Below are 13318 nucleotides of genomic sequence, written 5' to 3' on the forward strand. Positions count from 1 at the left end.
ATTGGAATGTCATCCTGTAAAGATAGGTTGACAACAGATTAAAACTGAAACATAAAGACATGGAAAGTAAAAGCCAGGAGCTGGCAGCATACAGCCTTTAGCTTAATAAATATGCAGAACGAGCACATACATATCAATACTGAATTACTTACCAGGTTTATTCTTGGCGAAGTGTCTCAGGTAGAACAATTACACGTAATTGAATGGCTGGAAGCTGCCCCTGCTAACCAGGCTGAATTGGATAATCTGGAAGCAGCCTGGATCAAAAGCGGTGAATTAGATCCTGCTCCACTTCCTGTTGATGTTCCTCAGGCCTGGAGTAAGCTTGAACAGCGTTTAGATGCTCATGACAACAAAAGAAAAGGTATACAACGTTTTCTTACACCAGCTATCTATGCCGCTGCATCTATTGTTCTTATAGTACTCCTGTTAAACATTTTCAAAACAGATACACGCGATGCTATAAGCACCGAACCTGTTATTGTAGCCAACACAGTTGGTGGCGCCCAAACCGACACCCTACCTGATGGTTCAATTGTGATACTTAACTACGGAAGTAAACTTACCTACTTAAGCTCTGCCGATGATATGCACCGGAACATGGTGCTTGAAGGAGAGGCCTTTTTTGATGTGGTACGCGATACACTTCGACCTTTTGTAATCAAAGCGGGAATGGGTGGTGTACGCGTTTTAGGAACCAGCTTCAATGTTAAAATTACCAATTCAACAGATGTAACAGTGGATGTTAAATCGGGTCTCGTGGAATTATTTTATCCTGTCGGGAATTCGAAAGATACACTGCGTTTAAAACTTAAAGCTGGTGAGCGCGGTATTCTTTCACATCAAAACAATAGTCTTAGCAGCAATATATCAACACCTTCATCTCTGTTCTGGATGGATAGAACACTTATTTTTAAGAATAAACCTTTACAGGAGGTATTTAAAACTCTGGAGCAGTGCTATGATATTCGTATCGATTGTGACGACAATAATATCAATCTCACTAATTTATCATCAACTTTTAAAGATAAGGAGGTCAATGAAGTGCTTGATGTAATTGCCGCCACATTTGATATTGCTTATCAGCAACAGGGTAAAACTTACCGAATCTACAGACCTTAACGTATGAAGCTACTGCGAAGCCTTATATTGCTATTTGTACCTTTTATCAGCTACGGACAAAACTTTCTTGAAATGCCTGTTACCGTGCAGATGCAAAACACATCAATAGTATCGGTATTTAACGAGTTGGAAAATCAGCTTTCTTTTAACTTCTCATATGAAGCACAATTGATTGATGATTCGAAAAAGGTGAGCCTGAACGAACAAAATAAAGCACTCAAAAAGGTCTTAAAGGAAGTACTGGGTAACGATTACGATTACAAAGTCGTGGGTACCCATGTGATCATTCAAAGCAGCCTTCCTCCACTAAACAAGCGGGGAGGGCGTTTCTCGTATAGCGGGCAGGTTGTTGGCCCCGACAATCAGCCATTGGAAAATGCAATTGTTTATGAAGCCAATCGGCAAACTGCAGCAATTACCAGCTATGACGGGTATTATAGATTCAATTTTCGCGATAAAAACCATCCGGTAGCGCTGAATATAAGCTATACCGGTTTTCGTGACACGGTTATTTATGTGAGTCCGGGACAAACGCAAAAAGTACGAATTATTCCCTTGCCCCGGCAACCAATACTACCAAGTGACTTTAAGACTCTGGAAGGAAAAAGCGCTCCTGCCCTGGCCAATGCTGAACTACAAACCATGAGTGATATAAAGCTGGTCAGGTTTATGGTGAATGATGAAGCACTGTATGTATCTAAGAACCTGAATACATTCAACTGGCAATCGGCACAGGTATCACTCTTACCATATGTAGGTACTAATGATTTAATGAATGGACTGACTACCAATAATGTATCAATCAATATTATTGGTGGTTACACCGCTCAGATCGAAGGTGCTGAATTTGGTGCTGTCAGTAATTTTATTCAAAATGATGTTATTGGATTTCAGGCTGCGGGTGTGAGCAATGTAGTTGGTAAAAACGTAGTTGGTTTTCAGGCCGCCGGCGTGGCAAGCGTTGTACTGGGTAACCTCGAAGGAGCTCAAGCCAGTGGTGTTTTTAACCGTGTCAAAGGTCATCATTCGGGAACCATGATAGCTGGTGTTGCAAACATAACTGAAGCAGGTAACAATAATCCATCCATAAAAGGCCTTAACTCCCAGATTTCGGGTGTTGCCAACATACATTTAAAGGATACCTCAAACCTGCAAATAACATCCGTTTGGAACCAGGCCGAAAAGATAAACGGATTACAGATCAGTGCTTTTTGTAATTATACGAAAAAGTTGAATGGCCTGCAGATTGGTATTATTAACATTGCCGACACCATCGAAAACGGACTACCAATAGGTTTAATAAACATTGTGAAGCATGGCTATAAAGCCATCGAATTTTCAAGTAATGAAACCTTTCGCTTTAATGCGGCATTTAAAACCGGTGGTAATCATCTTTATAGTTTCTTATCTGCAGGAATTGATACATATATTAGCGCCGGATATGGTTTTGGTTATACAAGCAATCATAAAAAGAAAACCTCATTTAATTTCGACCTGAGTGGCGCAGCTGTCATCGATCCTGATGCTGAAACCAACAGCTACATGGGCACTTTGTACCGCGCTCAACTGGGTTTGAACTATCATTTTACCAAACACCTAAACATATCAATTGGTCCTGCATTTAACTTCTTGCATGCTTTCAGTGAGTCGGGTAGCTCACCTCCTGCTGTTATATCCAAACCATCGGGTGTTTACTATGGACAATACTACCTTGAAAAGTCAATAAGGTCACAATCCAATCAAAGCTGGTTTGGCTGGCATTGCAGTGTAAGGTTTTAATTTCGTTTTATAATAAATTACAATCCAACACGCATAATAACAATATACAAAGCATATATATCGCCAATGGCATTATCTGATCAACATACCTCTGTCCATATGGGCCACGGCGTTTAATGCAGAATAAGTCATTACAAGCATACCTTTTTATAAGCAGATTAAAAAAAGCGGACTTTTTTTAATTATTGAGTGGGGGTACTTCAAAAAACACTTGTCATCCTGATGTAAAACAGAAAACAAACTTTTAAAATACTAAAGATGACAAGATCAAGACTAACGACTCTGACAGTACTGCTACTAATTGTATTGGGATTAAAGGCACAGGAATCAACTGCGCCTGCACAGGTAACATTTGCATATCCAATAGGTACCAATGGTCAGCAATCAAAGGATATTTCAAACCGCTTTTCATTTAATGTACTCTATGGTGTTAACGGTGGAGTAAAAAGTTTTGAACTGGGAGGAATAGGTAACCAAAATCACGGTGATGTAAATGGATTTCAGCTGGCAGGTATCACTAATATTACCGAGGGTAATAGTTCGGGAGCGATAATAAGCGGCATTGCCAATGTGACTACCGAAAACGCCAGTGGACTCCATTTGAGTGGAATTGCCAACATTACGCAAGGTAATGCCAGTGCTTTGCAGCTAGCTGGTATCACAAATATAAATGGTGGTGGATCAAAAGGGTTAATGCTGGCAGGATTAGCCAATGTGGCCGCTAACGATATGACCGGTTCTCAAATATCATTTATCAACAGCACACACGGTCAAATGAATGGTTTTCAGCTTGGCTTTGTAAACTTTGCCAATAAACTTAAAGGCTTTCAATTAGGCTTTGTTAATGTGGCTGACAGTATTGATGGAGCATCCCTTGGTTTTATAAGCTATGCCCGTAATGGTTATTTTGCATTGGAAGCAAGTAACAGTGAAGTTATGTATGCTAATGTCAGTTATAAAATGGGTAGTACATCAAGCCTGTATAATATATACACGATGGGCTATACCCGTTACAACAGCAAAGATGTTTACAGCTACGGTCTTGGTTTAGGTACCTTGATACCGCTTCACAAACGTCATTCATTAGCTATTGAAGGAATAACTAACCAAATGGCTTACGATGACGACTGGAGCAAGCTTAACATGCTGAATAAGCTTAACCTGACCTATCAGTTCCATTTAAGCAAGCGTATTTCATTGGTAGGCGGTCCATCACTCAATTTTTATATAACCGAAGTTGAAGTAGATGGTAAATACGGCACACTTGATATGCCTGAAACAATTTGGGACCATAAAGGTGACCAAAACATGCACTACATGTGGATTGGATATAACTTTGGAATAAACATCAGTTTATAATAAGCCGGTCATGTATTAACCTGAGGTCGACATATAATTTCGAACTCAGGTTATTAATTCATACCGGTGTAAGATGTGATTACCATAAAGGCATTAAGATCATGAAACAACTTACAGAGCTCTTAAAGACTCTGTTAATCACACCTGCATTTAGCTTATTTACAACTAATTATTGCCACTTATGATATTGGAAACAGCTTTATATCGCGGAAACTGGTCAAAGCATATCTTTGCAAACACGGTTATAGGAATAGAAAGAATTAAACCAGGAATACCCCAGATATAACCCCACAACATTAACATCACCAAGATGATAATAACATTGACCGAAAATGTTTTTCCCATAAAAACAGGTTCAAGTACACCTCCCATTACCACCTGCACGGCGGTAATTGACAAGATAAAAAACAACAAGGTTCCGCTTGGATCCAATTCAACAAGGGCGAAGACAGATAATAAAACGACAGAAATAATGGAACCTATCATCTGAACAAAGTTGATGGCAAACGCAAATAAACCCCAGAATACAGGAAAGCTAACATTGAAGAAAACACAAGCCAGCCCAAAGCCAAGACCTGTCAGCAGGCTGATAATAAACTTCACCTGAACGAACTTAATTATATCCTTCTCAACTCTTCTGAATGCTTTTACCGATGAGTACTTCACCTTAAACAAAGTGGAGTTTAACAGCTTCTCAAAATTCATCGACCCTGATAACAATAACACAACAAAAAATGCGGTTGTTAGTGTTAACGACAGTGCACTGCCTATAAAATCGATAGTTACACCTATATTATTGAGCATATTATTACTCTTAAAGTAATGACTGAAGACGGTTTCTCCCTGCAGACGGGTAATGCCAAAAAAATCTTCAATGGAAACAATCACATCCACAATCTTTACTTCGGCCATTTGAAAAAACTGACTGTCTGCCGAAAGAATTTCCTGACTGGAGAGTTTAATGAGTTCTCCACCCACCTTAAATATACCGGTCATCATTAATATGACCAGCAAAATACTCATTGGTTTTGGTACCTTCTTTTTGGCCAACCATCGCATAATGGGCAAAAACAAAAGCGAAATAAACATAGCCAATACCAGGGGCACAAATATAAAAGAGAGTACTTTCAGCAAATAAAAGATAAAAGGAATGATAATGATTAATAGTAATCTATTGGTGGTTTTCAGGTCGTTCATCGTTATCAATAAATAGTATTTATTTGCAAAGATACATGAATAAAACATGGCTCATGTAAAAATTCAATTAACAAAAAATGGCTGCTTCATTGTGAAGCAGCCATATACTTAGTTGTTATTGATTGGGTATGAGGGTTCTGTTACTCTAATCCTCGTTGACGAAGCAAAGCTTCAATTTTTGGCTCACGTCCACGGAAATTTGTATACATCTCCATTGCATCAACCGTTCCTCCTCTTTCAAGGATGTTTTCACGGAATGATTTCGCGGTAGCCTGGTCATAAAGACTTGTTTCTTTAAACGCTTCAAATGCATCAGCATCCAATACACCTGACCAGATATAACTATAATATCCTGCTGTATACCCGCTACTTGCAAAAATGTGCATGAAATAAGTTGATTTGTAGCGAGAAATAATCTCAGGAATTAATCCTATACTCTTTAAATAATCTTCTTCAAATTGATTAACATCAATGGCCTTGATTTCCTTTTGAGTATGGTAATTCATATCCAATAAAGCTGCAGCCAGGTATTCAGTGGTTGCAAAACCCTGGTTGAATTGTCCACTGTTCTTTAACTTCTCAACCAACTCATCAGGAATAACCTCACCTGTTTTATAATGACGGGCATACTCTTTCATTACAGCCGGATCACCAGCCCAGTTTTCCATGATCTGTGATGGTAATTCAACAAAGTCGCGAGGCACAGATGTACCTGACAAGCCCTGGTAAGTACAATCGCTGAATAATTGGTGTAAACCATGACCAAATTCGTGGAATAGGGTAGAAGCCTCATCAAAGCTCAATAAAGCAGGCATATCACCTACAGGCTTAGAGAAGTTACAAACGATGGTTACAACAGGAGGAATATCCTCTCCACCTCTGCGGCTTTGCTTGCGGAAAGCACCGCACCAGGCACCTTGCTTTTTGGTAGCACGCGGATGCCAGTCCATGTATAAAATACCTTTGTGTGAACCATCAGCCTCGGTTACTTTAAAGACCTGTGCATCGGCATGTGGTTTAGGAAATTCTGTTGTGATCTCTTCAAACTGTAATCCCCATAATTTGGTGGCAACATTAAAAGCACCATCACGCACGTTGTTTAACTCAAAATAAGGACGTACTTCACTTTCATCCAGATCATATTTCTCCTGACGAACTTTCTCTGCATAGTACCACCAGTCCCATGATTCTAATTGGAAACCACCTTTTTCGCGGTCAATAATGGCCTGCATGTCAGCACGTTCTTTCTTAGCTACCGGTAATGCTCTGTCCCAAAGCTGCTCAAGCAGTTCATACACCTTATCCGAAGTTTTAGACATGCGCTCTTCCAACACATAGTCGGCATAAGTTTCATAGCCTAATAGATTTGCTCTTTTAATGCGAAGGTTAACGATCTCTTCAATATTCTTTTTGTTATCAAGATCATCGTTGTTGTTACCTCTCATATAGTAACCTTTGTACAGTTTCTCACGCAATTCACGTTTATCAGCATAAGAAAGGAATGGCAACATACTTGGCTTTTGTGTGGTGAAAACCCACTTACCTTCCATTCCCATTTCTTTGGCTGTTTCAGCAGCACCAAGAATAGCAGACTCAGGTAAACCAGCCAGGTCAGCCTCATTATCGATAACCAATTTGAACTTATTGGTTTCATTCAAAACATTTGTTGAAAATGAGTTATACAACTCCGAAAGACGAGAGTTGATCTCACGTAATTCAGCTTTCTTATCTTCAGGTAAACTAACACCGCTTCTTACAAAACCTTTGTAAGTATCTTCAAGAAGCATCATCTGCTCACCATTTAAGCCAAGCTCATCCTTTTGAGCATAAACAGCATTTACGCGCTCAAATAGTGCAGGATTTAAACTGATATCATCACCATGTGCACTCATTTTTTTACCTACTTCAGGTGCAATTTTCATGATTCCCTCAGTTCCGTGTGCAGACTTCAAACCGTAATAAACCGACATCACTTCCGATAACATTTTACCCGCGTCATCAAGGGCAACAATCGTATTTTCAAAAGTAGCCGCTTCACTATTGTTAATGATCGCATCAACTTCCTGCTTGTGTTCTGCCATCGCTTTCTCCATGGCTGGCAGGTAGTGTTCAGCCTTTATCTTCTCAAAAGGCGGTACATTATACTCTGTGTTGTATTTGCTAAAAAACGGGTTCTCTCCGCTTTGTTCTGTTTTTTGTGGCGACTGGCAAGCCGAAAAGGCGAATACCATTGCCAACGAAAGCAATAGGAATTGTCTCATCTGTTTTAAATTATTTTTATTGTATACAGGTTGTCCATCGAAAGTGGTGCAATATATATAAAAAACACAGATTGGAAGTGGGAAGTAATACTGTTTCAAAACATACCAAAATACACGTATGTAAAGTTATAAGCACATGAACAATGCTATTGATCTGCTGTTTAGTTACGGTAAGTTGATACCATTAAGGTCGAAATACCCAATATTACTCATTTTTTAGACCAACAATTTTAAGTAACATTGCCAAATTATAACGATTTAATAAGTGATACAAGATGGTGAAGATTAGAGAAAAAAGACTAAGACAAAAACCTGACTGGCTCAAGATACAACTCCCTAATACCGGTGATTATAAATGGATGCACAATACCATCCGTGATAATAAATTACATACCATTTGCACGAGTGGTAAATGTCCGAATGCTGCCGAATGCTGGGCTGCAGGAACAGCTACATTTATGATTTTGGGTGATATATGTACCCGAGCCTGTAAATTTTGTAATGTAAAAACAGGTAAACCCAATCCTGTTGATGTTAAAGAGCCCTTACGAATTGCCCGTTCAATTGAGATCATGAAGCTTAAACATGCCGTTATCACATCCGTTGATCGCGACGATCTTGAAGATGGGGGTTCCGGTATCTGGGCAGCGACCATCAGAAAAACAAAAGAGCTTAATCCGAATACAACTATGGAAGTGCTGATTCCTGATTTTAATGGATTGCACCATTTGATTCAGGAGGTAATGGACGCCAAACCAGAGGTTATTTCACACAACCTTGAAACGGTTCGTCGACTAACACCACAAATCAGAACCAAAGCCAAATACGATTTAAGTCTTAAAGTTTTAAAGTATATTGCTGATGGAGGCATGGTAGCCAAATCGGGAATAATGCTTGGATTAGGTGAAACGGAAGAAGAAGTATTTGAAACCATGGATGATCTGTTAGCAGCAGGTGTGACTGTTATGACCATTGGTCAATACCTTCAGCCATCCAAAAATCATTTGCCTGTTACTGAATATATAACGCCCGAACAGTTTGAAAAATATAAACATGTAGGCCTTGAAAAAGGTTTTAAGTACGTTGAAAGCGGACCAATGGTACGTTCGTCCTACCACGCTGAGCAACATATTAACGCGTTGAATAGCTAACAAACTTAATAAGTTAAGCCCTTAACATCACCATAAGTGGCTGAATGAACTAATATTTCAAATAAGGAACGCATGCAACACAACACTATATTTGAAGACCTTGGAGTAAAAGACTATAAAGAGGTGTGGGACTATCAGGAGAAGTTATTCTCTGAAGTTGTTGATGTAAAATTACACAACCGTGATAACCCTAAAGATTTAAAAAGCATCACTGATCACCTTTTATTTGTTGAACATCCACATGTTTATACTTTGGGTAAGAGTGGCGTTCAAAATAACCTGTTGATCAATGATCAGTTTCTTAAGCAGATAAACGCTACATTTTATAAAATTAACAGGGGAGGAGATATTACCTATCACGGACCTGGGCAAATTGTTGGATATCCAATTTTAGATCTGGAGGAACTGGGATTAACAGTTAAAACATACATTCATAAGCTGGAAGAAGCCATCATTCAAACTTTAGCCGAATATAATATTGTAAGCGAACGTCTTGATGGCGCTACCGGTGTATGGATCGATACGACAGTTCCCGGAAAATCACGTAAGATCTGTGCAATAGGAGTAAAAGCCAGCCGTTATGTATCTATGCACGGTTTTGCGCTGAACACTAATACTGACCTTACTTATTTTAATCATATCAATCCATGCGGTTTTATAGATAAAGGTGTAACCTCAATGGAAAAGGAACTTGGCAAAAAACTGGATATGCAGGAAGTAAAGAATGTCTTACTTCAAAAATTATCTGACATATTTGAATTACAATTAAACAAGTGAGCTTAAACAACATAGGGTTAATGATCTTTTTTTAGTAATTAATTTTTATTAACAATTGCGCTTTCGGCTTTTGATTTAAGATAATTTTTCGAAAAATTTATGCTTTTAAACGGGCAAGTAAGGAGATGGAAAAAAGGTGGAGCATACAACCCGAAAGTGATGAAGAAATAATTGGTCACTTATCCGAGGTTCTAAATATCAATCGTGTATTGGCTAATTTGCTCGTGCAACGAGGAGTAACCAATTACGATGAGGCGAAAGCATTCTTTCGCCCGAAACTCACCGATCTTCATAATCCATTCCTTATGAAAGATATGGAAGAGGCCGTACACCGTATAGTTAAGGCATTTGATAACAATGAAAAGATTCTTATTTACGGTGATTATGATGTAGATGGTACCACAAGTGTGGCCTTGGTTTATTCGTTTTTGAGTCTCCACTACAGCCAGATTGACTACTATATACCCAATCGTTATGAAGAAGGTTATGGTATTTCATACAAAGGCATTGACGTCGCTGCCGATAAGGGTGTAACCCTTGTTATTGCTCTTGACTGTGGTATTAAAGCCGTTGAAAAAATGGATTATGCCCGTGAAAAGGGCATTGATTTTATTATATGCGATCACCACACACCCGGTGATGTATTACCCAATGCCGCGGCGTGTCTTGATCCAAAACGTCATGACTGTACCTATCCTGATAAAAATCTTTCGGGATGTGGTGTAGGCTTTAAACTAATGCAAGGCTTCTGCCGTTTTAAAGATTACAAAGAGTCACAATTATACGATTTAATCGATTTAGTAGCCGTTAGTATCGCTTCAGATATTGTTCCTATTGTCGGTGAAAACCGCATTTTGGCCTACTATGGCTTAGAAAAGCTTAATTCAAATCCAGGCATAGGGCTGAGCTCAATCATCAAGATTGCAGGTATGGAAGGCCGCGAAATCACCATCAGTGACATCGTGTTCAAAATAGGACCTCGCATTAATGCTGCAGGCCGAATTGATGCCGGTAGTGATGCTGTGGATCTGTTGGTGAGCCGTGATTCAGGTAATGCAGGACTGATGAGTAAGGACATTGATGAGTGTAACGAAACACGAAAAGATCTGGACAGGAGCATTACCATCGAAGCTCATGATCTGATCGCCACCAATCCTGAATTACTTAGTAAAAAGTCGACTGTTCTTTATAATAAAGACTGGCATAAAGGCGTCATTGGTATTGTTGCTTCGCGATTAACCGAATCGTTTTATCGACCAACGGTTATTTTAACCGAATCAAAAGGATTAGCCACCGGAAGTGCCCGTTCTGTTGACGGTTTTGATCTATACAAAGCCATTGAATCATGCAGTGATCTTTTAGAAAACTTTGGAGGGCATATGTATGCCGCAGGATTAACCTTGCAAATCGAGAATATCCCCGAATTTCAACGTCGTTTTGAGCAGTATGTGGAAGAAAATATCACACCTGATCAGCTAATTCCTCAAATTGAGATAGATTCAAAACTACACCTTAAGGATATTAACCCAAAATTTTACCGTATTTTAAAGCAATTCCGTCCTTTCGGACCTGGAAATATGAAACCCGTTTTCTCGTCTGAACGTGTATTTGATTATGGAACCAGTAAATGTGTTGGAAAAGATCGTGACCATCTTAAACTGGAAATTATTGAAGAACATTCAGCGGCTATTAAACAAGGCATTGCCTTTTCAATGGGTCATGTGATTGATAATATTAAATCCAATGATCCGTTCGACATATGCTACACAGTTGAAGAAAATGTATATAACGGTATTACCACATTACAGGTAATGGTTAAAGACATTAAATTTCCCTACGCCGAGTAAATTTTATTTTGAATCACTATAAATAGGCAAGTTAAAAATACCTTACCCTTTAAAATTACAACAGGGGGTAAAGAATATTTTTTTATACTTTTTAGTGATGTTTGTATAATTTTTTAGGGGGTGTATTATAAAAAATACATTTTAACAATTTTTCACACCTTATTTTCAAGGGGTATTTATATTTATTTCAAAATAAACAATTTCAATTTATTAGCTATGAGTTAATTACATCTTATTTTTTTTTTATCAAAGAGAAGAAACAACTACATTTTTATATATATTTAACACGTGAAAGTTAAGCCCTTTCCCTTAAATCAGATAAAATCCAGATGAAAAAAGGTTCGGTTCGCCGAACCTTTTTACGTTTATACAAGTCTCTTATGAACCAATAAGGGATCACCCACATTAAACCGGAGCTTTAAAGCTATTAACCATCTATAAATAGTCCTTGATTTCATTAGCTACAATGAATGCTGTAATACCAGTATAAAAAGGTAATTATGGATCACAACCAATTTCTGGGTCCAGGCATAAATTTTACACAAACGATAGAGAAAGAACTTCACATCTGTCACGCCTCTAAACTGCCTTCTGTTTTTATTATTTTAGGTTTGGGGTGATTAACTGAAATTTCAGTTTCTCCGTTGATGAAAAATTTAATAATATTATAGCTGTATGTCAGGCTGAAAGCCTGATACATCAAAACTTGGGGCATCGCCCCAAGCACATATATACAATGACAATCCAGGCTGTAGGTCTGGAACATTTATAATACGATTATCCATAAACTATGGGACAATCATTAACACAACTTTATGTCCATCTGACTTTTGGCACAAAAGAAAGATATCCTTTTATTTCTTCGGATTGGGAGAGAAAACTTCTGGCATTTATTGCAGGAATTTTAAAGAATCATGATTCTTCCTGTATTGTATCTAATTGTGCTGTAGATCATGTTCATATCCTGTTTCGCTTGTCAAAGAATTATGCATTATCCAAAGTAGTTGAAAATATTAAGAAAGAATCTTCTAAATGGGTGAAAGATAATATTCCTTCCTGTCCTAATTTTTCATGGCAAACAGGTTACGGATGTTTTTCAGTAAGTAGTTCAAAAATAGAAATTATAAATAGATATATAATCAACCAAAAAGAACATCATAAGCTTTTATCCTATCAAGAGGAGCTTGAGATGTTTTTTAAGGAGTATAACCTGGAATATAAGCCTGAATATTATTGGCGATAGTTTCAGACTTACAGCCTGATAATTAATCGATTAATCTTACAAGGGGCGTTGCCCCTTGTTGTGATGTTTTAGGCTTTGACTGCGTCGATTTTCAATTCAGCCTAAGAAATATCTTAGATACAAGCTGGTGTATTATGCTTATAGAAAAAAGCTGATAACTTCCTTAATAAGCTCTTTAGTTTAATTCTAATTGTCAACAAAATTAAACATTTTCAGATTAGACCCAACTTTTGAATATGATCCGTAATTATTGCTTAAAAAAGGGCTTGAGTAAAAATTTGTCCTAAGCGAGCTTATCTGCCATTACCCATAGCGTGTGACTGCTACTATATACACTATTTATAAAACTCGCATTATAGGGTAATACTTCAGCAGATATATTACACCTGAATAAGAATTATTATTTAACAATAATATAAATAAACATGGCTTTTCTAAGTATTTTAAAGCTTTTAAGCATGAAGTTTTCTTCGGTAAATCTTTGGGTCTCCTTCGGGGGTTCTTCGGTAATTCTTCGGAACTGCTTCGGATCAACCTCGCTGGCAGCGAGGTTGATCCGAAGCAGGTACCTGTAAGCCCCAT

9 protein-coding genes are annotated in these 13318 nt (G+C 38.1%); 7 read left to right on the forward strand and 2 right to left on the reverse strand.

Features of this window, described 5'->3' with window-relative positions; genetic code table 11:
* Nucleotides 1–111 precede the first annotated feature (111 nt).
* The 3 genes from ACRD69_RS06860 to ACRD69_RS06870 all read left to right on the forward strand — a co-directional run bounded on the left by ACRD69_RS06860 (nucleotide 112) and on the right by ACRD69_RS06870 (nucleotide 4260).
* Nucleotides 112–1122 carry a FecR domain-containing protein gene (locus tag ACRD69_RS06860; protein WP_430814333.1) on the forward strand — a complete coding sequence of 337 codons (1011 nt, stop codon included), beginning with the start codon at nucleotides 112–114 and terminating at the stop codon, nucleotides 1120–1122.
* Between the two features lie 3 nt (nucleotides 1123–1125).
* Nucleotides 1126–2901 (forward strand): STN and carboxypeptidase regulatory-like domain-containing protein, encoded by a 1776-nt coding sequence (locus ACRD69_RS06865; RefSeq protein ID WP_430814334.1) that lies wholly within the window; start codon nucleotides 1126–1128, stop codon nucleotides 2899–2901.
* 258 nt (nucleotides 2902–3159) lie between these two features.
* Nucleotides 3160–4260 carry an LA_2272 family surface repeat-containing protein gene (locus tag ACRD69_RS06870; protein WP_430814335.1) on the forward strand — a complete coding sequence of 367 codons (1101 nt, stop codon included), beginning with the start codon at nucleotides 3160–3162 and terminating at the stop codon, nucleotides 4258–4260.
* 165 nt (nucleotides 4261–4425) lie between these two features.
* Here ACRD69_RS06870 and ACRD69_RS06875 read toward each other — a convergent pair whose 3' ends face one another.
* Nucleotides 4426–5457 (reverse strand): AI-2E family transporter, encoded by a 1032-nt coding sequence (locus ACRD69_RS06875; RefSeq protein WP_430814336.1) that lies wholly within the window; start codon nucleotides 5455–5457, stop codon nucleotides 4426–4428.
* A 140-nt stretch (nucleotides 5458–5597) separates the two neighbouring features.
* Complete coding sequence (locus tag ACRD69_RS06880; RefSeq protein WP_430814338.1) at nucleotides 5598–7718, reverse strand: M3 family metallopeptidase; 2121 nt, start codon at nucleotides 7716–7718, stop codon at nucleotides 5598–5600.
* A 275-nt stretch (nucleotides 7719–7993) separates the two neighbouring features.
* Between ACRD69_RS06880 and lipA the strand changes: the two genes are divergently transcribed.
* The 4 genes from lipA (at nucleotide 7994) to tnpA (ending at nucleotide 12736) form a co-directional block, all read left to right on the forward strand.
* Nucleotides 7994–8869, forward strand: coding sequence for a lipoyl synthase (gene lipA / locus ACRD69_RS06885; protein ID WP_430814339.1), 876 nt, complete (start codon nucleotides 7994–7996; stop codon nucleotides 8867–8869).
* Between the two features lie 72 nt (nucleotides 8870–8941).
* The gene (lipB, locus tag ACRD69_RS06890; protein WP_430814340.1) at nucleotides 8942–9646 is read left to right on the forward strand and encodes a lipoyl(octanoyl) transferase LipB; all 705 of its coding nucleotides are present in this window, start codon (nucleotides 8942–8944) and stop codon (nucleotides 9644–9646) included.
* A 125-nt stretch (nucleotides 9647–9771) separates the two neighbouring features.
* Nucleotides 9772–11493 carry a single-stranded-DNA-specific exonuclease RecJ gene (gene recJ, locus ACRD69_RS06895; RefSeq protein ID WP_430814341.1) on the forward strand — a complete coding sequence of 574 codons (1722 nt, stop codon included), beginning with the start codon at nucleotides 9772–9774 and terminating at the stop codon, nucleotides 11491–11493.
* Between the two features lie 790 nt (nucleotides 11494–12283).
* Nucleotides 12284–12736 (forward strand): IS200/IS605 family transposase, encoded by a 453-nt coding sequence (tnpA, locus tag ACRD69_RS06900; RefSeq protein WP_430814342.1) that lies wholly within the window; start codon nucleotides 12284–12286, stop codon nucleotides 12734–12736.
* Nucleotides 12737–13318 lie beyond the last annotated feature (582 nt).

The sequence above is a fragment of the Carboxylicivirga agarovorans genome (genome assembly GCF_050589845.1).
Taxonomy (GTDB): domain Bacteria; phylum Bacteroidota; class Bacteroidia; order Bacteroidales; family Marinilabiliaceae; genus Carboxylicivirga; species Carboxylicivirga agarovorans.

What these genes read in the sequence shown, in the direction of transcription:
- ACRD69_RS06860 (WP_430814333.1), top strand. Translation starts at nt 112, where the DNA reads ATGCAGAACGAGCACATACATATCAATACTGAATTACTTACCAGGTTT.
- ACRD69_RS06865 (WP_430814334.1), top strand. Translation starts at nt 1,126, where the DNA reads ATGAAGCTACTGCGAAGCCTTATATTGCTATTTGTACCTTTTATCAGC.
- ACRD69_RS06870 (WP_430814335.1), top strand. Translation starts at nt 3,160, where the DNA reads ATGACAAGATCAAGACTAACGACTCTGACAGTACTGCTACTAATTGTA.
- ACRD69_RS06875 (WP_430814336.1), bottom strand. Translation starts at nt 5,457, where the DNA reads ATGAACGACCTGAAAACCACCAATAGATTACTATTAATCATTATCATT.
- ACRD69_RS06880 (WP_430814338.1), bottom strand. Translation starts at nt 7,718, where the DNA reads ATGAGACAATTCCTATTGCTTTCGTTGGCAATGGTATTCGCCTTTTCG.
- lipA (WP_430814339.1), top strand. Translation starts at nt 7,994, where the DNA reads ATGGTGAAGATTAGAGAAAAAAGACTAAGACAAAAACCTGACTGGCTC.
- lipB (WP_430814340.1), top strand. Translation starts at nt 8,942, where the DNA reads ATGCAACACAACACTATATTTGAAGACCTTGGAGTAAAAGACTATAAA.
- recJ (WP_430814341.1), top strand. Translation starts at nt 9,772, where the DNA reads ATGGAAAAAAGGTGGAGCATACAACCCGAAAGTGATGAAGAAATAATT.
- tnpA (WP_430814342.1), top strand. Translation starts at nt 12,284, where the DNA reads ATGGGACAATCATTAACACAACTTTATGTCCATCTGACTTTTGGCACA.